Source organism: Pseudomonas sp. LBUM1671 (assembly GCF_059695685.1).
Genome location: NZ_CP166782.1, coordinates 4,505,568 through 4,528,657 on the forward strand (window position 1 = coordinate 4,505,568; position 23,090 = coordinate 4,528,657).

The 23,090-nt window shown below is 58.0% G+C and carries 24 protein-coding genes; 4 read left to right on the forward strand and 20 right to left on the reverse strand.

All coding sequences use genetic code 11. The features are described 5' to 3' along the window. A complete protein-coding gene (locus ACA060_RS20755) occupies window positions 1–816 on the reverse strand; it encodes an SDR family oxidoreductase (protein WP_497312899.1) in 816 nt (271 codons plus the stop codon). A 281-nt stretch (window positions 817–1,097) separates the two neighbouring features. Between ACA060_RS20755 and ACA060_RS20760 the strand changes: the two genes are divergently transcribed. Continuing rightward, a complete protein-coding gene (locus ACA060_RS20760) occupies window positions 1,098–1,256 on the forward strand; it encodes a DUF3309 family protein (RefSeq protein WP_169858239.1) in 159 nt (52 codons plus the stop codon). Window positions 1,257–1,314: 58 nt separating this feature from the next. Here ACA060_RS20760 and ACA060_RS20765 read toward each other — a convergent pair whose 3' ends face one another. The 10 genes from ACA060_RS20765 to ACA060_RS20810 form a co-directional block, all read right to left on the reverse strand. Then, the gene (locus tag ACA060_RS20765) at window positions 1,315–3,408 is read right to left on the reverse strand and encodes an LTA synthase family protein (protein WP_497312901.1); all 2,094 of its coding nucleotides are present in this window, start codon (window positions 3,406–3,408) and stop codon (window positions 1,315–1,317) included. A 269-nt stretch (window positions 3,409–3,677) separates the two neighbouring features. Beyond that, window positions 3,678–4,283 (reverse strand): START domain-containing protein, encoded by a 606-nt coding sequence (locus tag ACA060_RS20770; protein WP_497312903.1) that lies wholly within the window; start codon window positions 4,281–4,283, stop codon window positions 3,678–3,680. A 41-nt stretch (window positions 4,284–4,324) separates the two neighbouring features. Then, window positions 4,325–4,579 carry a YkgJ family cysteine cluster protein gene (locus ACA060_RS20775; RefSeq protein ID WP_109633779.1) on the reverse strand — a complete coding sequence of 85 codons (255 nt, stop codon included), beginning with the start codon at window positions 4,577–4,579 and terminating at the stop codon, window positions 4,325–4,327. A 166-nt stretch (window positions 4,580–4,745) separates the two neighbouring features. After that, entirely contained in the window at window positions 4,746–5,234 is a 489-nt protein-coding gene (locus ACA060_RS20780; RefSeq protein ID WP_497312905.1) for a translation initiation factor 2, read from the reverse strand. An 89-nt stretch (window positions 5,235–5,323) separates the two neighbouring features. Then, window positions 5,324–6,763, reverse strand: coding sequence for an aminotransferase-like domain-containing protein (locus tag ACA060_RS20785; RefSeq protein WP_109633782.1), 1,440 nt, complete (start codon window positions 6,761–6,763; stop codon window positions 5,324–5,326). Window positions 6,764–6,964: 201 nt separating this feature from the next. Further along, the gene (locus ACA060_RS20790) at window positions 6,965–7,777 is read right to left on the reverse strand and encodes an OmpA family protein (protein WP_497312907.1); all 813 of its coding nucleotides are present in this window, start codon (window positions 7,775–7,777) and stop codon (window positions 6,965–6,967) included. Further along, on the reverse strand, window positions 7,774–8,130 hold the full coding sequence (locus ACA060_RS20795; protein ID WP_109633786.1) for a DUF4398 domain-containing protein: 357 nt from the start codon (window positions 8,128–8,130) through the stop codon (window positions 7,774–7,776). The genes ACA060_RS20790 and ACA060_RS20795 overlap by 4 nt, the downstream gene beginning before the upstream one ends. Before the next feature lie 9 nt (window positions 8,131–8,139). Next, window positions 8,140–8,979, reverse strand: coding sequence for a substrate-binding periplasmic protein (locus tag ACA060_RS20800; protein WP_497312909.1), 840 nt, complete (start codon window positions 8,977–8,979; stop codon window positions 8,140–8,142). Window positions 8,980–9,059: 80 nt separating this feature from the next. Further along, a complete protein-coding gene (locus ACA060_RS20805; protein ID WP_497312911.1) occupies window positions 9,060–9,989 on the reverse strand; it encodes an electron transfer flavoprotein subunit alpha/FixB family protein in 930 nt (309 codons plus the stop codon). Then, a complete protein-coding gene (locus ACA060_RS20810) occupies window positions 9,990–10,739 on the reverse strand; it encodes an electron transfer flavoprotein subunit beta/FixA family protein (RefSeq protein ID WP_105343061.1) in 750 nt (249 codons plus the stop codon). A gap of 548 nt (window positions 10,740–11,287) precedes the next feature. Between ACA060_RS20810 and ACA060_RS20815 the strand changes: the two genes are divergently transcribed. Next, a complete protein-coding gene (locus tag ACA060_RS20815) occupies window positions 11,288–12,952 on the forward strand; it encodes an electron transfer flavoprotein-ubiquinone oxidoreductase (protein WP_497312913.1) in 1,665 nt (554 codons plus the stop codon). Between the two features lie 181 nt (window positions 12,953–13,133). On the opposite strand, the gene ACA060_RS20820 is transcribed toward ACA060_RS20815, so the two are convergent. After that, window positions 13,134–14,024 (reverse strand): AraC family transcriptional regulator, encoded by an 891-nt coding sequence (locus ACA060_RS20820; RefSeq protein WP_109633793.1) that lies wholly within the window; start codon window positions 14,022–14,024, stop codon window positions 13,134–13,136. A gap of 190 nt (window positions 14,025–14,214) precedes the next feature. On the opposite strand from ACA060_RS20820, the gene ACA060_RS20825 reads away from it, so the two are divergent. After that, complete coding sequence (locus ACA060_RS20825) at window positions 14,215–15,267, forward strand: NAD(P)-dependent alcohol dehydrogenase (protein WP_497312915.1); 1,053 nt, start codon at window positions 14,215–14,217, stop codon at window positions 15,265–15,267. On the opposite strand, the gene ACA060_RS20830 is transcribed toward ACA060_RS20825, so the two are convergent. From ACA060_RS20830 to ACA060_RS20850, 5 genes are all read right to left on the reverse strand, one after another. Next, window positions 15,268–16,071 (reverse strand): IclR family transcriptional regulator, encoded by an 804-nt coding sequence (locus ACA060_RS20830; RefSeq protein ID WP_497312917.1) that lies wholly within the window; start codon window positions 16,069–16,071, stop codon window positions 15,268–15,270. It lies immediately after the preceding gene. Between the two features lie 60 nt (window positions 16,072–16,131). Then, a complete protein-coding gene (locus ACA060_RS20835) occupies window positions 16,132–17,442 on the reverse strand; it encodes an MFS transporter (RefSeq protein ID WP_219095381.1) in 1,311 nt (436 codons plus the stop codon). Window positions 17,443–17,640: 198 nt separating this feature from the next. Beyond that, window positions 17,641–18,789, reverse strand: coding sequence for a galactonate dehydratase (gene dgoD, locus ACA060_RS20840; protein ID WP_008152275.1), 1,149 nt, complete (start codon window positions 18,787–18,789; stop codon window positions 17,641–17,643). Window positions 18,790–18,851: 62 nt separating this feature from the next. After that, window positions 18,852–19,472 (reverse strand): 2-dehydro-3-deoxy-6-phosphogalactonate aldolase, encoded by a 621-nt coding sequence (locus ACA060_RS20845; RefSeq protein ID WP_497312919.1) that lies wholly within the window; start codon window positions 19,470–19,472, stop codon window positions 18,852–18,854. Between the two features lie 19 nt (window positions 19,473–19,491). Then, the gene (locus ACA060_RS20850; protein ID WP_497312921.1) at window positions 19,492–20,484 is read right to left on the reverse strand and encodes a 2-dehydro-3-deoxygalactonokinase; all 993 of its coding nucleotides are present in this window, start codon (window positions 20,482–20,484) and stop codon (window positions 19,492–19,494) included. Between the two features lie 180 nt (window positions 20,485–20,664). Here ACA060_RS20850 and ACA060_RS20855 point away from each other — a divergent pair, with 180 nt between their 5' ends. After that, the gene (locus tag ACA060_RS20855; RefSeq protein WP_497312923.1) at window positions 20,665–21,108 is read left to right on the forward strand and encodes a hypothetical protein; all 444 of its coding nucleotides are present in this window, start codon (window positions 20,665–20,667) and stop codon (window positions 21,106–21,108) included. 51 nt (window positions 21,109–21,159) lie between these two features. Here the strand turns inward: ACA060_RS20855 and ACA060_RS20860 are convergent, their stop codons facing one another. The 3 genes from ACA060_RS20860 to ACA060_RS20870 are packed head-to-tail and all read right to left on the reverse strand — an operon-like array spanning window position 21,160 to window position 22,895. Next, a complete protein-coding gene (locus tag ACA060_RS20860) occupies window positions 21,160–21,657 on the reverse strand; it encodes a hypothetical protein (RefSeq protein WP_109633802.1) in 498 nt (165 codons plus the stop codon). 6 nt (window positions 21,658–21,663) lie between these two features. After that, window positions 21,664–22,395: an alpha/beta hydrolase family protein gene (locus ACA060_RS20865; RefSeq protein WP_109633804.1), complete on the reverse strand. Its 732-nt coding sequence runs from the start codon at window positions 22,393–22,395 to the stop codon at window positions 21,664–21,666. Between the two features lie 5 nt (window positions 22,396–22,400). Continuing rightward, on the reverse strand, window positions 22,401–22,895 hold the full coding sequence (locus ACA060_RS20870) for a PAAR domain-containing protein (RefSeq protein ID WP_497312925.1): 495 nt from the start codon (window positions 22,893–22,895) through the stop codon (window positions 22,401–22,403). Window positions 22,896–23,090: the final 195 nt, after the last annotated feature.

Sequence of the window (23,090 nt, forward strand, 5' to 3'; positions counted from 1 at the left end):
TCAGCCTGCGTTTTGTTTGGCCTTGGCGCGCATTTTGTCGGCCATGGTGGTCATTTCGTTGTAGAGCAATTGCGGGTTTTTCTGCTTCAGAGCCCAGGCCATGCGGCCCTGTTCGTGTGGCAGGATCATGAATTCACCGGCGGCGACGTGCTCGTAGATGTAATCGGCAATGTCAGTCGCGGTGATCGGCGAACTTTCCAGTAACTTGCCGACCTGGGCTTTCATGGCCGGGGTCGGGCCACGGAAGGAGTCCAGCAGATTGGTCTGGAAGAACGACGGGCAAACCACGTGCACGCCCACTTCCTGTTGCGCCAGTTCGACCAGCAGACTTTCGGACAAGGCCACGACGCCGGCCTTGGCCACGTTGTAGTTGCTCATCGCAGGGCCTTGCATCAGCGCGGCCATCGAAGCGATGTTGATGATCTTGCCTTTGCTTTTTTCCAGCAGCGGCAGGAAGGCCTTGCAGCCCTTGACCACGCCCATCAGGTTGATTGCGATCTGCCAGTCCCAGTCTTCCAGGGACAGTTCACTGAAGAACCCGCCCGACGCCACGCCGGCGTTATTGACGATGACATCGATGCCACCCAGTTTCTCTTCACAGGCCTGGGCGAAGGCCGTCAGCTGGCTGTAATCACGCACATCGCAACGCTGGATAAAACCGTCACCGCCCACTTCACGAACCTGTTTCAGGGTTTCTTGCAAACCGGGCTCGCTGACATCCGACAAGGCCAGCTGCCAGCCTTCACGCGCCCAGCGCAGCGCGATTTCGCGACCCAGGCCTGAGCCCGCGCCAGTGATCATCATGCGATTTTGCATAGCAAACAGCCTTGTTGTTCCGGGGAAGATGCCCTGAGTGTAGCGAAGGACATTGCGCGACCCACGCTCCATCAGATTGCTGAATGGTCCGAGCAAACCGCTGGAGGGTGTGAATCAACTAACGCCGCCAAAAACGAAATAAGGCTTTCTTCGAAAAACATTAAAAAAACTTGGAATTTTCCGACACCCGCAACAGTCGGATTTTGTAAGCAGCTCGGGTTTATTGCAGTCCAGCTGACAGTTAAAAGCTAAAGTCATTCCAGAACACTTCCAACAAGGAAATAGACATGGGCACAATTCTTATCGTAATTCTGATTCTCCTGCTGGTAGGTGGTTTGCCGGTCTTTCCACACTCAAGAAGTTGGGGTTATGGCCCGTCGGGTATCATCGGCGTGGTGTTGGTGGTGCTGTTGATTCTGCTGTTACTTGGCAAAATATAAAGTTTTAAAAGGCAAAAAAAGAGGCCCTCGAAGGGCCTCTTTTTTATTGCGCCGAAAACTAGTCCGGCTTGCCGTCAACGACACCGGCGGTGTTGTCGATCAGGCTCTTGGTGGCTGTCTGGATGAACGACTCGAGTTTCTGCTTGAGGGCCGCTTCGTCAGCCGACGCCGGAATCACTTCGCCTTTCGAATTGGCGCCCAATTCGTACTGATACAGCTTGGGCGGCATTTCTTTCGGCAGCACCAGCACGCGATCCGCCGTCAGCAACGCGACGGTCTGATCGCTGCCCGAAGGCTTGATCACGCCAAAGCCCTTGTCGCCTTCCGGCAAATTCAGCAAGTCACGACCCCAGCACTGGTGAATCACGTCGCCGCCGATGCGACCCATGATGGTCGGCACGATATCGATCTGTGTGCCCACGGTGTGGTCAACCTGGCCGAACTTGTCCTGCACGCCCGGCCCGATCAGCAGCATCGGTACGTTGAAGCGGCCCAGGTCCATTTCGGTGATCTGCTGCTCGTTGCCAAAACCGTGGTCGCCGACCACTACGAACAGGGTTTCCTTGAAGTACGGCTCTTTACGCGCCTGTTCGAAGAATTGACCCAGCGCCCAGTCGGAGTAGCGCATGGCGGTCAAATGTTCGTTGAGGCTGCCACGGTCAGTCACGCGCTCGACCGGCAAAGGCGTCGGCAAGGCGTACGGCGTGTGGTTGGACAGGGTTTGCAGCAAGGCATAGAACGGTTTTTTGTCTTTGCCATCGCGAGCTTTCAACTCTTCCAGACCACGGTTGAACATGTCCTGGTCGGACACACCCCAGGTTGGGTCGGAGAACACCGGGTTAACGAAGTCGTTACGTCCGATGAAGTTGGTCATGCCCTGGTTGCTGAAAAAGCCCGACTGATTGTCCCAAGCGAAATCGCCGTTATAGACGTACACATCGTCATAGTCACGGGCGCTGAGCAACTGCGGCAGGCCAGACAGTTTGTGGCTGCCTTCCGGGGTCTGCATCAGGTATTCGAAACCCGGCAGGTTCGGGAAGCAGGCCATGGTGGCGAACATGCCCTGGTGGGTGTGAGTGCCGTTGGAGAAGAAGCGGTCGAACAGCAGGCCTTCTTTCGCCAGCTTGTCGAAGTACGGCGTGACGTTACCCGGACGACCCAGCGCGCCCACCGAATGACCAGCGAAGCTTTCCATCAGGATCACAACCACGTTCTTGATCGGCAGGGTTTTGTCAGCGGCCGGGGAGAAGTTACGACGCACGGCGGCGATTTCGCCATCCACCAGTTTGTCGCTCGGGGTCAGCAACATATCGCGGACGGTCTGCTGAGCCACTGGCTGATCCAGTGTGGCTTTCCAGATGTTGTCGCGTTCTTCGGACATCCGGCTCTTGGCCGCCGCGATCAGCGACAGCGTGCCGTTGAGGCCCAACTGGTTGGCGAAGTTCGAGTCGGTGGTGTAGACGTCACCCCAACGCAATGGCGGGCCTTGACGCAGGGTGCCACGAGCCGCGACCACGCAGACCAGCAGGCAAACCACGAATACGACGCCTCGTGCATACCACGGGGCAACCTGACGCGTGCCGATGCTGCCGCCGCTGAACGGACCACGAGGACGGGTCGCCCGATCGGCGCCCTTGAACGCCAGGGTCAGGATCAGCGTGCCGAAAGCCCAGGCCAGCAGGTAGCGAACCACAGGAAAACCGTACCAGAGCATGCTCATCACGGTTTTCGGGTCTTCCTTAACGTACTGGAAGACCAGGCCGTTAAGGCGTTGGTGGAACTCGCGATAGAAATCCATCTCCATCAGGCCGAGGAACAGCGCGATGCTCGAGGCTATGGTCAGCCAGAAACGGAAGAACCCGCGAGCGGCCATGGCCCGGGAGCTGAACAGCGCCAGAATCAGCGGAATGCTGAGGTAGACCACCAGGCGCAGGTCGAAACGCAGGCCATTGGCGAACGCCTCGAAAAAGGTCGAGGCCGGTGTATCGAGGATCATTTCGCGGTTATAGACCAGCAGCGCGACGCGCAGCAGGCTGAACATGACCATCATGACCAAGGCACACAGCAGCGTGTAGGCCAGATGCGATTTGACGGTCGGTTGCAGCAGGCGACTAGAAGCTCGCTGCTGACTCAGGGCGTCCGGGTTTGCCATGTCGTTTTAGGACCCATTGGAAGTTGAAGTTTCAAAAATAAAGCGGCGCCCTGCCCTCTGTTGGCCAGTTCTCGACCCCGGGGCTTGCGCGGTGCGCAAATGTTGCACGATCACCCGCAGCATTGCCATTGATTACTGTTTGGCAGGCTGACGCGGGCGAATTGTCTTGGAGGCATTGTGAAAATTTCGTGCAACGTATATCCGGAAACAAAATAACCGCAAAAACAAACGCCCCGAAAGGTCGGGGCGTTTGATGAAACAGCGCGCACTTACTTCTCTGCGCGTTCCTTCAGGGCTTTGAGGGTGTTGAACGGTGCATCAACCACGAACTTGTTGGCGACCATCGGCGGGATGCTGCCGCCTGGCTCGGTGTGCACCTGATAGGTCACTTCGATCTGGTCACCCTTGGGGACGAACTTCCAGAAACCGTCAATTTTGGTGACACGGACGAAGCCCTTTTCCTCAGGAATGTACTTCGGCACGCCTTCGAGTTTGCGGGTCAGGCTGCCGTCGGCGCCTTCGGTGGTGGTGATATGCAGCACCGAATCACGCGGGGTCACCGGCCATGGGGTATTGAATTGGCTGTAGGTCCAACTCTGATCGCCTTCGTGCTTGAGCAGCTTCTGGGCCTTGCACTCGTGAATCCAGGCGCAGGCGCCAGAGACGTCTTCCTGCAGCGCGCGCAATTTGGCCATGGTGGTCTTCATCAGGGTCACGCCCTGGTAGGCCTTGTAGTCGGAACCGGCCACTTCACTCAGGGACACCTTGATGCCGTCTTGATTCTTGGCGACTTTCCAGTCCTCGGCCTGGGCGGCCGTGGTGGTCAGCAACACTGTCAAACCACACAGCACAGCCATACGATGCAGCGAACCCATAGTCATATTCCTTATTGTTGAAGTTCCGTTCGTAGAACACATCATGCAGCCGTCATTTGCTCCCACCATCCGAGCAGCTTGATCGCTTCGTCGCTGCTGCTTCCGCAGACTTCGACGTCGGCTTCAAACGCCGAACACACGGCAGGACGTTTCGGATCGCCGAAAATGCTGCACAGGTTATCGACAGACAGTTGTACGCAACGTTCGCCAGCGGCTTTGCCATTAGGCATGCCGGGAATCGGTGAACTGATGGAAGGGGCAATGCAACATGCGCCACAGCCTTCACGGCATTTCATGACGACAAGCTCCTCGCGACGGGTGATGTGTTAATGGACGGCGCACAGAGTAACCGCTAAAACAGCTGTTTAAAATTACCAAAACCGGGGTTTTTGCGCTCAAACGAATGTGACTGACCAGTCTCCGACAAAGCGTCTGGGTCGCGGGTCACGAATCAGAGCAGATTTACTGCTTGAACTCGAAATCCAGCGCTGCGCCTTCGACGTCCCGACGTTCCTCATTGCGCAGTTGTAACTGCATTTCGTTGCTGAGCAGCCGGCCGTTGAGCTGAAACTGACTGTTCTTGTCACCGAACATTTGCGGCAACACGGCGTCGCGTCGCGGCAATGGGACCGTCCCGACCGGTTTCAGCTCTTCGACCATGTCTTTAGGCAGGCTCAAGTCCAGATCGGCGGACGGGAGTTGGGTCTTCGCCACTTCACGGGCCGATTTGGACTTGGAGGCAATCGGCGGTCGTTTTTTCAGCGCTGCCGGTTTCTTTTTGACCGGGGCGGCGTTCTTTTTCACCGCAGCGGCTTTCTTGACGGTCGCTGGTTTTTTCGAGGTTGCGCTGGCTACCGGTTTTTCCTGGGTCGAAGCCGCCATGACGCCTTGGGCATGAACGGTCATGAAGAGACAGATCGATAGGCAGACGGCAGGAAAAATCGGCTTCATGGAACCAACGACGCTAACGACAGAGGGCCATATGCTCGCCTGTTGTACGCAACATGACAAGCACGTGTACGAAACGACCGGTGTTCTTGTCAGAAACCGCTGGCCGTCTCCTGGCATAGCTGCGTGGCCAACATCCCCAACGTCATCAATGCCCGCTCGGCTTCACGATTCCAGGGCGTGCCACAGTTCAGGCGAATGCAGTGATTGAACTGCTCGGTGTTACTGAAAATCAGCCCCGGTGCGATGCTGATGCCCTGCTGCAACGCACGCACATGCAGCTCCTGAGTGTTGACCCGTCCTGGCAGGCTGACCCACAGAATGAAGCCGCCCGTGGGCCGGGTCATCTGCGTGCCTTCCGGAAAGTACTGCTGCACCGCCAACTGGAAGGCGCTGAGGTTCTTGCGGTATTCCTGACGGATGTAGCGCAAGTGACGGTCGTAACCGCCATTCTCCAGGTACGCGGCGATGCCCATTTGCGTGACGCTGCACGCCGAATGCGTGCTGAACGTCTGCAAACGCTGAATCTCTTGCTGGTATTTGCCGGCGATCATCCAGCCAATCCGCACGCCCGGTGACAGGGTCTTGGAGAAGCTCGAGCAATAGATCACTCGATCCAGCCGGTCGTAGGCCTTAAGCGATTTGGTCCGACCTTGCTCGAACATCAACTCGCCGTAGATATCGTCTTCAACGATCTGGATATCGAAATCCGAGGCCAGGCGCAGCAGTTGCTTCTGCCGCTCTTCGGGCATGGTGCCGCCCAGTGGATTACTCAGACGCGTGGTCAGCACCAGCGCCTTGATCGACCACTGGTTGGCTGCCAGTTGCAGGGCTTCGAGGCTCATGCCGGTCGCCGGGTCGCTCGGGATCTCGATGACTTTGAGGCCCAGCAGGTCGGCTAGTTGCAACAAACCATAATAAGTCGGTGACTCGGCGGCGATCAGGTCGCCCGGCCGGGTCAGTACGCGCAGTGACATCTGCAACGCATCGACGCAGCCGTGGGTGATCACCACTTCGGAAGGATCAACCACCACGCCGGCATCACGCATGCGGATCGCCACCTGCCGGCGCAACGGTTCAAAACCGGGGCTGAACATGTAACTGAAGGCACGCGGGCTATGGAAACGGGTGACTTTGGCCAATTGCTGGTGCAAAGCGCGGACCGGCAAATAATCGACGCTCGGTACTGCCGCGCCCAAGGGGAAAACACCCTCGCGACGGGATTCGACCAGCACTTGCTGAATGATGCTGCTGCGGGTGACCAGACCGGGCCGCTCGACCCGGGCGATGTCCGGCGTTGGCGCTGTCAGGGCTGGTGTCTGGTGCACGTAATAGCCCGACTGCGGCCGGGCGCGGATCAGCCCCTGATCCTCGAGATTGGCGTAAGCCTGCAAAACGGTCGCATGGCTGACGTTGAGCTGCGAGCTCATCTTGCGCACCGAAGGCACGCGTTCCCCCGGTTGATAGACACCACGGCGGATGTCTTCGGCCAGTTGCTGAGCAATACGTTGGTAGAGCAAAAGATTGGTCATGACGCAGCACTCGATTTCACGGGCATTTTATTCTTGTGTGAAACAATACCGGAACAGTTTAGAAGTGTACTGGGACAGTTGCCACAATAGTCGACCGTACAGTGCAGTGTCAGCAAAAACTGTACTGTTTTGAGAGGCATTTGGCAGGCGCAAAAAAACCCGGCGCTGTCGGGCAGGCCGGGTTTTCCAGAAACGCAGCCCTTAGCGAGCGGCGCCGAGCTGGCCTTTTTCGTCGGAGAACACAATTTCCACCCGACGGTTCTGCGCGCGACCACGCTCGGAAGCGTTCACGTCCACCGGATACTCATCGCCGTAGCCTTCGACCTTGATGCGTTTATCGTCGATACCCAGGTCCATCAGCACGTCCGCCACCGATTGCGCACGGTCACGGGACAGTTTGAGGTTGTCCTGCTTGCCGCCGGTGCTGTCGGTGTAGCCCTCGATGCGGACCACACGCTTGGGGTTGAGCTGCAGGAACTGCACGATTTTCAGGACCACGCGGTTCGCCGAATTCTTCAGCTCCGCCTCGCCGGTGTCGAACAGCACATCGCCCAGGGTCATCACCAGACCACGGTCGGTCTGCGTGGTGGCCAGGGCAACAATCTGTTCTTCGAGCCATTTGCCCTGCTGCTGCACACTGAGCAACTTGGACTCACGCAGGGCCAGCTGCAGGCGCTGACGTTCCAGCTCGAGCTTCGCCGCGCGCTCTTCGTTGAGCACCTGATTGGTGTGCTCACGGGCGATTTCGCTGTAGCGCTGGCTCAGGTAGGCGTAATGCACCACGTCCGAACCGCTGCCCCAATAGCTGGAAAGACGATCGGCGCGGGCCAGGGATTCACCGGCACGGATCACATCCTTGGGCGCGATTCGCAGCACGTTGGAATCTTCCTTGACCTTCTGGAAGTCACTTCCGGCCTGCTGCAATGCGCTCTCGCTGTGTTGGCCGGCGCAACCGTAAAGGCTCGCGCAACCGGCCAGGATCAAACCGCCGAGTGCTTTGGACTTGAGGCTCATTGGGCATCTCCCAGTTGCTTGCGCAGGCGAGTGATGCGGGTATTAAGCACGTTCAGCTGCTCCTCGCTCTTGAGGGTCAGCACCTTGGCTTCGGCCAGGCGCGCGTCCAGTTCGGCCTGTTCGGCCCGCATGCGCGCATGCCTGTAGGACTGATCCGTCATGTCGCCCTGGGCACGGGAAAACTTGTCTTCGGCCAGTTTGAGCTCTGGCACGTCGTCGACAGTGGCCCCCACGGCTTTGGCTTGTACGAGCGCCTGTTCGGTCAGGCGTATTTGTTCATTCGGCGCCGGATCGGCTGCACAACCCGCCAGAGCCAGAACGGCCAGGGCAGCGAAAAGAGGTCGAATACTCACTAAAAATCCCTACTGTTTTGGGGTACTGACGGGTTGTTGCGGTGGCTGCTGTTGCTGCTGCGCTTTCCAGCGTTCGATATTGCGTTGCAGCACGGCCTCCGTCAGTCCGGACGCGGGCAATTCTGTCATCTTTTTGGCCAGCTGTCCGCGCAACCACGGATCGTTGCAGGCGGAGTTATGGGAAACCGCGAGGAACAGGCCGGGTTTGTCGATCGGGTTCGGGCGAGCGACCAGGTCGTTGGCCATGCTCAGGGTTTGCGCGGCGGCCATGCCCGAGTAGCGTCCGGCGAGGACAAATTCCACCTCACCCAGGAGCAGTTTCTGCAAGGCCTGGGTCAGGTTTGGAGTACGCACGAGGGTCAATTGCTGCTCGGCGAAAGTGCCGAATGCCTGGGTCATTCGAGACTTTTCCGACACGGCGCCTGGATGACCGTGCAGGTCTTGCGCTTCGTTGTAGGCCAATGCCGAGTCTTTGCGGGTCCAGACCAGGTAATCGTTTTCCAGAAGCGGCGGGTGGATGAAATCCAGGCTTTCCAACTCGCCGACCGTCAACGGCGCGTCGGCCAGCATGTCCATGCGCCCGCTGCGCACTTCGTCCAGCGCCTGGGCACGTTTGCCGGCGTAAAGCAGTTCGACCTTGATACCCAGTTCCCCCGCCACGTGCTGCAATAAATCAGCACTGGCGCCGATCAAGTGCTTGGGGTTTTGTGGGTCTTGCCACAAGTACGGTGGCGCGTCCGGGCTGCCGGTCACCACCAGGCGCTCGCACTTGCCTGCGGCCACGGCCAGCGCCGGCAACACCGTCAGCCCTAGCAGTAATGACCAGCCACATACGCGACGCAGATCCATGGCAACACTCTCCCACTCAAATCCGGAACAAAAAAAAGCCCGACCAAAAGGCCGGGCTCTTTATAAGTCAAGCGACTGGATTAGACCAGCTTCTCGAACTCGGGGATGGCTTCGAACAGGTCTGCCACCAGGCCGTAGTCGGCCACCTGGAAGATCGGCGCTTCTTCGTCCTTGTTGATCGCAACGATCACTTTGGAGTCTTTCATGCCGGCCAGGTGCTGGATCGCGCCGGAGATACCGACGGCGATGTACAGCTGTGGAGCAACGATCTTGCCGGTCTGACCGACCTGCATGTCGTTGGGTACAAAACCTGCGTCGACCGCGGCGCGGGAAGCACCAACGGCAGCGCCCAGCTTGTCGGCCAGGGCGTACAGGTGTTTGAAGTTGTCACCGTTCTGCATGCCGCGGCCGCCGGAAACGACGATCTTGGCAGCGGTCAGTTCCGGACGATCGGACTTGGCCAGTTCTTCGCCAACAAAGCTCGAAGTGCCAGCGTCGTGAGCAACAGCCACCGCTTCAACAGCAGCGGAACCACCTTCAGCGGCAACCGGGTCGAAACCGGTAGCACGTACGGTGATCACTTTGACCGCAGCGTTCGATTGAACGGTTGCGATCGCGTTACCGGCGTAGATCGGGCGCTTGAAGGTGTCAGCGCTTTCGACCGAGATGATCTCGGAGATCTGGTCAACGTCCAGCGACGCGGCAACGCGCGGCAGGATGTTTTTGCCGTTGGAAGTGGCGGCAGCCAGGATGTGGCTGTAACCCTTGCCCAGCTCGGCAACCAGAGGAGCAACGTTTTCCGGCAACTGATGCGCGTAAGCGGCATTGTCAGCGATCAGGACTTTGCTCACGCCAGCGATTTTCGCAGCAGCTTCAGCCACGGCACCAACGCCCTGGCCAGCTACCAGAACGTGGATGTCACCGCCGATTTTGGCAGCAGCAGCCACGGTGTTCAGTGTGGCCGGGGCCACTACTTTGTTGTCGTGTTCAGCAATAACCAAGATAGTCATTTAGATTACCTTCGCTTCGTTTTTCAGTTTCTCGACCAGTTCAGCCACCGACTTGACCTTGATACCCGCGCTGCGTGCAGCAGGCGCTTCGACTTTCACGGTCTTGTTGGTGGAGGCGGTGGAAACGCCCAAAGCGTCCGGAGTCAGCACTTCGAGAGGCTTCTTCTTGGCTTTCATGATGTTCGGCAGGGACGCGTAGCGCGGCTCGTTCAAACGCAGGTCGGTGGTGACGATGGCCGGCAGTTTCAGGGAAACCGTCTGCGCGCCGCCGTCGATTTCGCGAGTCACGGCAACGGTGTCGCCGGACACTTCGACTTTCGAAGCGAAGGTGCCCTGACCGTAGCCGCTCAATGCAGCGAGCATCTGGCCAGTCTGGTTGTTGTCGCTGTCGATGGCTTGTTTGCCGAGGATCACCAGCTGAGGCTGTTCCTTGTCGACAACGGCTTTCAACAGCTTGGCAACGGCCAGGGAAGTCAGATCTTCGGCGGATTCGACGAGGATGGCGCGGTCAGCACCCAGAGCCAGCGCGGTGCGCAGTTGCTCTTGAGCGGTGGACGGGCCGATGGAAACGACGACGATTTCAGTCGCAACACCTTTCTCTTTCAGGCGTACGGCTTCTTCCACTGCGATTTCGCAGAACGGGTTCATCGACATCTTGACGTTGGCGAGGTCGACGCCGGAATTGTCCGCCTTGACGCGAACCTTGACGTTGTAATCCACAACGCGTTTGACAGCTACAAGAACCTTCATGGATTCCTCGTTACTCTCCGGTGAAAAGAAAGTCGCCTAGGCGAACCTGGCGGTTTGATGCTCATCGGCGCAAGGGCACCTCTAAAAACGCTGGCAGGTGTATCGGGTGAACCTTGCTCACGAGGTGGATGACCGTTCGTCAGTGGTGACCGACGAGTCATTCATTATCGCGGCGTGTAAACTGCGCGCCAAACCTGCGCAGCAAATCACCTTGTACTGCCATCGCCCTGTCTTTAGAGGTGCTCTTGATACCAACAGTCAGCCTACGGCGAGCGCAAAACCGACCGTATCTTGACCGGAACGCCTATTCCGGTCAATACGGCAAAATAGCCGTTCATAAGCCGCGTGACTTTGATTTCTCTGGCTTTGAGCCAATTCAAACAAACGTTTGTATTGGACGCTAGGAGTGGTGTAGATATAATGCGCCACCCAGAGAGAAAGGTGGTCAATCGATTGTCCTGTTCCGCGCATTGCGCAGGAATTCATGGATGCGACACCAAACCTCCAATTAGAAAAAAAACTGTTGAGCCTTGAGTAGGAGATAGCCTGTGGAACGCGAATACATGGAATTCGACGTGGTCATCGTCGGTGCCGGCCCCGCGGGTCTTTCCGCCGCCTGCCGCTTGAAGCAGAAGGCTGCTGAAGCCGGCAAGGAAATCAGCGTCTGCGTGGTCGAAAAAGGCTCCGAGGTCGGTGCACATATCCTGTCCGGTGCGATCTTTGAACCCCGAGCCCTGAACGAATTGTTCCCGGACTGGAAAGAACTCGGCGCGCCGCTGAACACGCCAGTGACCCGCGACGACATCTTCGTTTTGAAAAACGCCGACAGCGCGCAAAAAATCCCTGACTTCTTTGTGCCCAAGACCATGCACAACGATGGCAACTACATCATCTCCCTGGGCAACCTGTGCCGCTGGCTGGCTCAGCAGGCCGAAAACCTGGGCGTTGAAATCTACCCGGGCTTCGCCGCACAGGAAGCGCTGTTCGACGAGAACGGCGTGGTTCGCGGGATCATCACCGGCGACCTGGGTGTTGACCGCGAAGGCAATCCGAAAGAAGGCCTGTACACCCCGGGCATGGAACTGCGTGGCAAGTACACGCTGTTCGCCGAAGGTTGCCGCGGCCACATCGGCAAGCAGTTGATCAAGCGCTTCAACCTCGACAGCGAAGCCGACGCCCAGCACTACGGCATCGGCCTGAAAGAAATCTGGGAAGTTGATCCGGCCAAGCATCAGCCAGGCCTGGTGGTCCACACCGCCGGTTGGCCGATGGACATCATGGGCACCGAGAACACCGGCGGCTCCTTCCTCTACCACCTCGAAAACAACCAGGTGGTCGTCGGTCTGATCGTCGATCTTTCCTACAGCAACACCTACCTGTCGCCGTTCGACGAGTTCCAGCGCCTCAAGCATCACCCGGTGCTCAAGCAGTACCTGGAAGGCGGCAAGCGCATCAGCTACGGCGCGCGCGCCATCTGCAAAGGCGGCCTGAACTCGCTGCCGAAAATGGTGTTCAAGGGCGGCGCGCTGATCGGTTGCGACCTCGGCACCCTGAACTTCGCCAAGATCAAGGGCAGTCACACCGCGATGAAGTCCGGCATGCTGGCCGCTGAATCCGTGGCCGAGGCGCTGTTCGCTGAAAAGGACGGCACCGAAGAGCTGACCACTTACGTCGACGCGTTCAAGAAGAGCTGGCTCTACGACGAACTGTTCGCCAGCCGTAACTTCGGCCCAGCGATCCACAAGTTCGGCGCCATCGTCGGCGGCGGTTTCAACTGGCTCGACCAGAACATCTTCGGCGGCAAACTGCCGTTCACCTTGCACGACAACAAGCCGGACTACGCTTGCCTGAAGCTCGCGGCCGACTGCAAGAAGATCGACTACCCGAAACCGGACGGCAAAATCAGCTTCGACAAACTCAGCTCGGTGTTCATCTCCGGTACCAACCACGAAGAAGAACAGCCGTGCCACCTGAAGTTGACCGATCCGAGCATTCCGATCGCCAAGAACCTGCCGCTGTACGATGAGCCTGCCCAGCGTTACTGCCCGGCCGGCGTGTACGAAGTGGTGACCAAGGAAGACGGCGAGAAGCGCTTCCAGATCAACGCCCAAAACTGCGTTCACTGCAAGACCTGCGACATCAAGGACCCTGCACAGAACATCACGTGGGTGGCGCCGGAAGGTGCTGGCGGCCCGACTTACCCGAACATGTAAGTCGCACGCCTGAACATCAAGGCTCCCGGAATGGGGGCCTTTTTGTTGCCCGCGATTCAAGCCCCAATACAGATCCCTGTGGGAGCGGGCTTGCCCGCGATTACGGTGGGTCAGTCAACTCAATGCTGGATGACACACCGCCATCGCGGACAAGTCCGCTCCCACAGTTTTCTTCGTCAACTCAGGCAGCGCGCTCATCCCCGGGATTACGCTCGAAGTAGCGCTTGTACTCACGACTGAATTGCGACGTGCTCTGATACCCGACCCGATGCGCCACCTGCGCCACACCCAACCCCTCGGCGAGCAACAACTGCTGCGCCTTGAGCAAGCGCAAACGCTTCAAATACTGCACCGGCGACAACAAGGTGCTGCGCTTGAAGTGCTCATGGAACGTCGACGCACTCATGTTTGCGCAACTGGCCAGGGTTTCCACATTCAACGGTTCGGTGAAATGCCCGTGCAGATGGTTGAGCGAAGCCGCAATCCGCGCGAATTGCCCCTGCTGCTCCACCAGCGCCCGCAACACATCGGCTTGAGGACCGCGCAACGCGACGAACAACAATTCCCGCAAACGCGCCTGCCCCATGATCTGGCATTCCAGCGGATCGTGCAGGCAACGCAACAGTCGCTCCACGCAACCACGCATCGCATCGTCAAGCACCGCCGAAGTCATGGATTCCAGTGTTTGCGCAGGCACCGTGCGCCCTGGCACCAGCCCCATGGCCAACACCAACTCACCGAGCAACACCCGGTCAATGGCAATGGAAACCCCGAGCATCGGCCCGTCCGGCGCTGAAAACGTTTCGCACTCAAACGGCACCGGCAATGCCTGAATCAGATAATGCCCGGCGCCGTATTCCAGCGTACGCGGTCCCAGATACGCCAATTTGCTGCCCTGGGCGATGATCACCAGGCTTGGCTCGTAGATCTGCGGACCACGAGCCACATCACAACTGGCACGCAAAACCTGCACACCCGGCAACGCCGTAGCGGCGAAACCATCGCGAGTGGTCAGAGGCTCAATCAGCGAAACCAGCGTGGCATTGGCGTCTAGATGACGGGTTAACAACATGGGAGCTCTTCACAAAAAAGTCGCGGAAAACGGGATGAAAGCATCATCGCAGGTCTGATCGCCCATTTGATCAAACGAACGCTGATGCCGGAGGAATAGGCATGACACCCGGAGGATTCGCCATGGCCGGTGGCAGACACGGCGCCCAAAATGCGTCGCCTCACTTGTCACTGCTTTTGCGAGGTTCATCATGTACACCGCCATCGGATACGCCGCCCAGTCGGCCACCACTCCCCTCGCCCCCGTGAAATTCGAGCGCCGCAGCCCAAGGGCCGACGACGTGGCGATCGATATTCTCTACTGCGGCGTCTGCCATTCCGACATCCATCAGGCACGCAACGAGTGGGGCATAGCCGTTTACCCGCTGATGCCCGGCCACGAGATCGTAGGCAAAGTTACTGCCGTCGGTGCGAATGTCACCCAGCACAAAATCGGCGATCTGGTTGGCGTCGGTTGCATGGTCGATTCCTGCCGCAGCTGTGAAGCCTGCCAGTCCAACCTCGAGCAATATTGCCTCGAAGGTCCGACCATGACCTACGCCACCCCGGACCGGGTCGATGGCAGCAATACCATGGGCGGCTATTCCGACAGCATCGTGGTCAGCGAACACTTCGTTGTGCGCATCCCGGAAAAACTCGACCCGGCCAGCGCTGCGCCAATACTTTGCGCGGGCATCACCACCTACTCGCCGCTCAAGCACTACGGCGTGAAGGCCGGCGACAAGGTCGGGATTCTGGGCATGGGCGGCCTCGGCCACATGGGCATCAAGTTCGCCAAGGCGATGGGCGCGGAAGTGACGTTGTTCACCCGCTCGGCGAGCAAGGCTGAAGAAGGACGTCGTCAAGGCGCGGACCACGTGATCGTGTCCACCGATGCCGAACAGATGAAGGCCGCGGCGGGTCATTTCGACTTCCTGCTGGACACCATTCCGGTGCAGCACGACCTCAATCCCTACCTCGATACCTTGCGTTTCGACGGTGTGCACATTCTGGTAGGGCTGATCGAACCGGTCGACCCACCGATCCACGCCGGCAAACTGGTGATGAGCCGTCGCGTACTGGCCGGCTCGCTGATTGGCGGCATTGCCGAAACCCAGGAAGTCCTGGATTTCTGTGCCGAACACAACATCACCTGCGACATCGAAATGCTCGACATCCGCCAGATCAACGAGGCTTACGCTCGCATGATCGCTGGTGACGTGAAGTACCGTTTTGTCATCGACATGGCGACGCTGAAGGTCTAATCAGACCTTCGCGCCAAGCTCCGCAGACAGCCGGGCTGTGACCCCTTTGATCAGGGGAATCAGCTCGGCCATTTTTTCCAGCGGCATGTACGGCACGGTGCTGGCGATGCTGATGCCGGCGACGATGCGCTTGCTGGCATCGCGGATCGGCGCCGCGACACAGCGGATCGACGGTTCGTTATCTTCCAGATCGAAGGCGTAACCGCCGGCCACGTACTCGATCATGCGCTGCTGAAACTGCTCCCAGGACTGCTCCGGGTGCAGCGGCCAAAACTGATTTTTCCCACCTGCCGGCAGGCTAACCTCGTACAGCCGCTGCCATTCTTCCTGCGTGTCATCGAGCATCAAGGCTTTGCCGATCCCGGTGCGCGCCAACGGCATGCGATGGCCGACCCGCGAACGCATTTCCGGGCCATTGCGCCCCGGATTCTTGTGCAGGTACAGCACCTCGTCGCCTTCACGAATCGCCAAGTGAATGGTGTCGCCGGTCAACGCCGACAATTCATCCAGATACGGCCCGGCCAGGGTCACCAACGGCAACTCTTCACGCGCCTGAAAACCCAGCTCGATCAGCTTCGGCCCCAGCAGATAACCGACTTGCGGAACGACGCGCAGGTAACGCTCGTCCACCAGGCAACTGGCCAGACGATGGGTGGTGCTGCGCGTCGTGCCGATCAGCCGGGCGATTTCCTTGAGATCGCGGGCGCCACTGGCCACGGCCTGAACCACACCCAGGCCACGAAGCAGTGTCTGGGTGCCGGTTGGCGCGGCGTCCTTGGCGATTTTTTGGGCATCTTCCTGCATATCCAGCCTTTACCGTTGAGCGAGTGAACGGGCGGCATTATGGTCGCCCGATGGCTGCGACTACAACTTGATACGCTCGACCTTGCCGACCAGCAAGATGTAGGAAAGCGCGCCAATCAATGCCAGAACCGAGATGTAGGTGATCGCCGGGGCGAACGAATCACCGGTCGCCAGGAAACCGATGACAATCGGCGTGGTAATCGCTGACAGGTTGCCGATGAAGTTGAACACCCCACCGGTCAATCCGAGCAACCGCGCCGGAGCCAGTGTCGACACCAGCGACCAGGTGATCGAAGCCAGCCCGTTACCGAAGAACGCCAACGCGAGAAAGGCAATCACCAACGGTGTCGATTCAACAAAGTTGGCACCGATGATCGAGGTGGAGATCAGCAAGCCGCCGATGATCGGCAATTTGCGCGCGAAGCCCACGGTGTAGCCGCGACGGATCAGGAAATCGGAGAAGAACCCGGAACACAGCACGCCGACGAAGGCGGCGAGAAACGGCAGCGACGCCAACAGGCCGGATTTGATGAAGTCCATGCCGCGGTATTTCACCAGGTAGGTCGGGAACCACGTCAGGAAAAACCACAGCGTCGAGTTGAGGCAGAACTGACCGAGGTAGATGCCCCACAATTTGCGTTTGGTCAGGACGATGCCGAGGTCGGTCCAGCTGAATTTCGCCTTGACCTTGGCTTGCTCGGCCTGGATATCCACCAGCCCGCCACCTTCGCGGATCAGCTCGATTTCGGCGTCGTTGGCGCCCTTGAAATCCCGTGGCTCGCGATACACCGCGTACCAGATCACCGCCCAGAGAATACCGACCGCACCGGTGCTGACAAACACCATGTGCCAGCCAAACTCATGCTGCAGCCAGGCGAGTACCGGCGTCAGGAATGCCAGCCCCACGAACTGCCCGGAAGTGTAGAAACCGATCGCCGTGGCGCGTTCGCGTTCCGGAAACCAAGTGGTCACTACGCGGCTGTTGATCGGATACGCCGGGGCTTCCAGGGCACCGACCGCCATGCGCAAGACGAACAGCGCGATGAAGCTGGCGGCGAAGCCGAGCATGACGGTGGCGATTGACCATAGCAGCAACGCAACGCTGTAAAGGATGCGCGGCGGCACCCGATCCACCAGCCAGCCGCCGGGGATTTGCATAGCGGCGTAGGTCCAGCCGAAGGCCGAGAAAATCAGCCCGACGTGGATCGGGTCGATGCCCAGTTCGCTGGTTAGCGCGGGAGCGGCGATGGACAGGTTGCTGCGGTCGAGGTAGTTGATGACCACGGTGATGAACAGCAGCACCATGATGAAAAACCGCTTGCGGCTGGGTGCCACCAACGACGCCTGCCCGGTAAGGGTTTGCGGTTGCATGGGGAGTGCCTCTTCTTATGTTTATTGAGGTCGATTTGAAATCGGGGTTTGCCGAAAATCCCCCTGTCCATGGAGATCAAACTGTGGGAGCCAGCCTGCTGGCGATAGCGGTGTGTCAGTCACCAAGAATTCTGGGTGTGCCGACCAGATCGCCAGCAGGCTGACTCCCACAGGGATTTGCGGTGGGTCAGAGAGAACTCACCACTCAGCAAAACTGCCATCGGCATGGCGCCAGATCGGGTTGCGCCAGCGGTGGCCGACGGCGGCGCGTTCGATCACGTATTCCTCATTGATCTCGATGCCCAGACCCGGGCCGTTCGGGATTTTCACGAAGCCTTTGTCGTAGTCGAACACCCGCGGATCTTTCACGTAATCCAGCAGGTCGTTGCTCTCGTTGTAATGGATGCCCAGGCTCTGCTCCTGGATGAACGCGTTGTAGCAAACTGCGTCCAATTGCAGGCACGCCGCCAGGGCAATCGGGCCCAACGGGCAATGCAGCGCCAGCGCCACGTCATAGGCTTCGGCCATGTTGGCGATCTTGCGGGTTTCGGTGATGCCACCGGCGTGGGACGCGTCCGGCTGGATGATGTCGACGTAACCTTCGCTGAGCACGCGCTTGAAATCCCAGCGCGAGAACAAGCGCTCTCCGAGGGCAATCGGGGTGCTGGTCAGCGGTGCCAGTTCCTTCAATGCTTCGTAGTTTTCGCTAAGCACCGGCTCTTCGATGAACATCAGTTTGTACGGGTCGAGTTCCTTCATCAGCACCTTGGCCATCGGCTTGTGCACCCGGCCATGGAAGTCGACGCCGATGCCGACGTTGGGGCCTACCGCATCACGCACGGCGGCAACGTTGGCCAGAGCCAGGTCGACTTTCTCGAAGGAATCGAGGAATTGCAGCTCTTCGGTGCCGTTCATTTTCACCGCAGTGAAACCACGCTCGACCGCTTCTTTCGCCGCGCGAGCGGTGTCCGCCGGGCGGTCGCCGCCAATCCACGAATACACGCGAATCTTGTCGCGCACTTGGCCACCGAGCAGGTCGCTGACCGAAACGCCCAGGGCCTTGCCCTTGATGTCCCACAACGCCTGGTCGATACCGGCCAGCGCGCTCATGTGGATCGCGCCGCCCCGGTAGAAGCCGCCGCGGTACAGCACGGTCCAGATGTCTTCGATATTGCGTGGGTCTTTGCCGATCAAGTAGTCGGACAATTCTTCAACGGCGGCCGCCACGGTGTGCGCGCGGCCTTCGACCACAGGCTCGCCCCAACCGGTCACGCCTTCGTCGGTTTCGACCTTGAGGAAGCACCAGCGCGGCGGAACGATGAAGGTTGTCAGTTTGGTGATTTTCATCTTTTGCTCTCTTTTTATAAGTGCAGCTCTTATAGATGTAGCGCTCGCAGCGCCAAAAAGTCTTAGCGAAGGGCTTTCCAGGCAGCGACATAGGCCTTGGCGTTTACCGCCACGTCCTCAGGCGTCATGCCCGGTTTGAACAACCCGGAACCCAGTCCGAATCCCTTGACGCCGGCGTCGATAAACACCTGCATGTTGTCCGGCGTAATCCCGCCGACCGGCGCCAGAATCGTCCCTGCTGGCAACACCGCGAGCCAGGCTTTGACGACTGCCGGCCCCATCTGCTCGGCTGGGAACATCTTCAGCACGTCCGCCCCTTCGGCCAGCGCCGCAAAGGCCTCGGTCGGAGTGGCAACGCCCGGCGACAGGAACAGCCCCGCCGCCTTCGCCGCGCGCAACACTTTGGGATCGCTGTGCGGCATGACGATCACTTGACCGCCCGCCGCCTTCACTTGCTCGACCTGCTCCGGCGTCAGCACCGTGCCTGCACCGATCAGGCAATCGGCGGGCAAGGTACTGCGCAGGATGCGGATACTGTCGTAGGGCTCAGGGGAGTTGAGCGGCACTTCGATGACGCGAAATCCGGCGGCGTAAAGGACTTCGCCAATGGCGGCCGCTTCTTGCGGGCGCAGGCCACGCAGGATCGCGATCAGACCGTTTTGCGCCAGTGCTTGCTTGAGCATGTCAGACCTCCAGTCAGGTTTAACGAGGTGGGTGTGCGACGATCAGTCCGGCGGCGACCGCCAACTGCCACAACCCGCGTTCGGTGGCTTGTTCGGCCAGCGTCACGCGGGCAAAACCGCAGGCGTCTAGGGCCCGGCTGTAGCGAGCACAGAGTTGGGAATTACCAATGAGAATGATCGACGGCAGATGAACGCTGTTGCGTCGGCGCCGCTGAACGTTGGCCAGCGCTGACAGCTCATGGCCGATCAGCAGGCCCGACAAATAGTCCGGTTGCGCGGTCGCGCTAAGTTCGCCCGTCAACCCGAGGCTGCGGGCACTGAACATGGTCGACAGCGGCCCGATCTCGCCCTCCGCCGACAGCGCCACTTGCACACCGCGATCAAACGCCTGGCCATCGAAGGACGCGCCCTTTTGCTGGGTGCGCCCCAGAATGCTGTGTTCGCTGAGCACGGCAAAGATCTCGCCGGTCATGAAGGTGTCGAAATGCACGATGCAACCGCCGGCCACTTCCACCCATTTCGAATGACTGCCCGGCAGGCCGATCAACAGATCACGGCCCTGCTCGATCGGCAGATTCTGCAGGACACCGAGCACTTGGGTTTCTTCGCCGCGCATCACGTTCGGCAAACGCGAACGCTGAATCACGCCCGGCACGATGTGCACATCGACACCGCGAAGACTGCGAATGGTTTGTAGGGAAGTTCCGAGATTGGCGACGTTTGCCGGCGTGTCGCAGTAGGCCGCTTCGCGCCAACCCTGGGCGCTGCCAACCATGCCACAGGCAATCACCGGCAAATCCGGCTGCGCGTCGAGCCAGTCACCGCACGCCTCGTCGAAGGCCAGTTCAAAACCGTCGGCGCATTCCTGGTCGTTGATGATTCGCGGCGTCCGGGGCAACTGCATGATCCCGGATGACAGCGAACGCTGTTCCAGCACCTGGCCACCCGCGGCGAGTTTGTAAGCACGTAATGAGGTCGTCCCCCAATCGAGCGCGATCAATTGCGCCAGCATCGCTTCACCTGTTTTGTTTATTGGCAGTGAGTGAGCTGGACTATAAACCCGGAGGCGGAGAGATCTCAATATATAAATAACACTCCCATATTATGGGATTTACAAGTGTGACAAGATTTTCTCCGCCAACGCCTTAAAATGCCCGGCATCGGAACGGCACCCAGCCCTCAAGGAAGAAAAATGAAGATTGCTTTAAAGGCGCTGCTGTTCTGCAGTGCTCTCTGGTCCACCGCAGCATTCAGCGCATCGAAAGAATTGAAGGTGGGCGATATCTGGGCCTACAAAAACCGGCCGGGCGAGGATGGATCGACACTGACGATCCTGAAAATCGAGAATTATCCAAAGCTGGGTAAGGTTGTTCACATCAGGGTGGATGGCTTTCGGATGATCAATCCGGTGACAGGTTGCGAGTTCAATGAAATGCCACACCTACCCTTCCAGGCAAAAGCCTTGGAACGCAGCATCACCCATCGCATGGGGGAAACCGCAGATATTCCGGAATTCAGTCAAGGTTATGCGACATGGAAAGCGGCCCTTGATGAGGGTAAGGCCGGGGCTTTCAAGATTACCGTTCGACAAGTCCTCGGAGGATTGATCAATAGTTATTGGGAAGCCAGTGACTGAGTCATTGAGAAACTGTTTTCCCGGCAAACAAACTCGAATCACATGGTTTGTTTACTGGTGAGAAATAGCCTTCAACAGCTCTGCGGTTGGCACATGCATGACTTTAGAGAAGTACGTATTGTACGTAGTGGTATGAACTCGATACACACACGAAATAAAGTCACGTTTTTTCAATAGCGGAATAAGCGCCGCTCCTTCCAAATAATCTTCTCCTCCTTTTCCGCTTTCCGACTCACTAAAAATAACATTCGCTCGATAGAGCAACGGTGCCGGCTCATTCACTTTTTCTACCAAGCCAAAACCGGAACGCTTTATATGGTGCGCCTCGGTAAAATCCAAATCATCTTCTAAAGAACAGACCAACCCCTCACCTATTCGCGACTTAAACAACCCAAGAAGCTCCACATCGGAAGTGAAAAAAACCTGGTAAATCCCAGTATTCCGAAGTTCGCTTACACTGGAATACTCAAGGGTTGCGATAGGTCTTCCGTGATTGAGAGAACACGATGCACTCATCAAGATCATTAAAAACAAAAAAAACTTATGCATCCAGAATCACTCCCTGAAGTAGTTCAAAATCGACTCGTTGAATATTTGTCGGGCAGACTTGCCTCCAGGTAATGTCTGCACAAACATTCTGTCTGCATCGGCATGATTGATATCTACCCTCCCCATGACATTGGGTCCCTGTATTATTTCCCACTGCTCACCAAAGTCCGCGACCAGATCCGATACATTCCAGTCTAGCGCTGCCGCCCGAATATTAACCCAGTAGTCAGCCTTGGGAGTGGGCTCTCGCCTATAGATACTTGAGATGCCGTAGACGATTTTCCCTTCACCTACCGGGTCCAGTGTAATCAGCATTTTTACTTTGAAGCCTTTGTCTGTCAGCACGCTGGAAAGGTGGGCACCATTCCACCCACCGAGACTATGACCAATGATGTAAATCGCGGTAGAGCAATTAGGTATTCGACTCAGCACATTGCGTTCAAGATCATCATTACTAATAAAGGAATTATAACTTAGCGCCCACGAAGGACAGCGCTTCAAAATTTCCAGTTGCTTTGCATCGTCAACAGCAATCCTACGCACGTAATCGATATTATTATTAGGCCCTGTGCCGTAGTAACTTTCCTGATCGCCTGCACCACCAATAAAAAATACAACCACGTCTCGTAAGGTGACAGGAACTTGCTTAACAGCCTGATCCGTTTTACAGGTCAATGTATGCGTTTTTACTTCTCTTTTTGGTAACTCTTGTTTCACCGCTGCTGCTTCACCAGCCATGCCAATCACTCCACAAACAGTTTAATGGTCTCGGCCAAATGAGAACTAACGGTGTGAGTAAACCCGGACGCATCCGTCACACCATGCTCTTCGCTTCCGTCACCACGCTGAATGGTGTAGGGGTGATAAGGAATTGGCTCACCGGTCGCATCATTCACCACTTGTAGTCTGTCGGTGAAATGCACCGGCATGGGCAGCAACCCACTAAACGATGCTCCGCCTCCGCTTTGCCCAATGATAACGGTCCCGGAACCGCCGATGACTACGTTGCCATGCCCGCCCGTGCTGTCGAGGGTTGCAGCATTGAGTCCATTGATGAAAACCGTACCCGAAACTGCGCCGGTAATTGGGCTGCCACACGCAGATTTGTCTGTCATGCGAGCAGCGGCCAGGCCATCGAAAAAAACATCGGGCGATCCGGAAACAATTGGATTGGTGCCATGTCCGGGCAATGGGCACGAAGTAGGATCGGTAACGCGCGCAGCAGGTTTTCCACTCAAGTCAAAGCTCCTTGCTTTTTGAGTTTTAAAGCGATGGTGGCAAACATCCAGGGCACAAAACAGATGCACCAACAGCGTTCAACCAAACCGGATAGTAGATGGCGGTGACGAATGTCGAAATGAAAATGCCATCGGCATTGCAGGTGTCATCCGTGAGCGCGCAAAGGCGCACAGGATGACGGACTAGACCCGTGG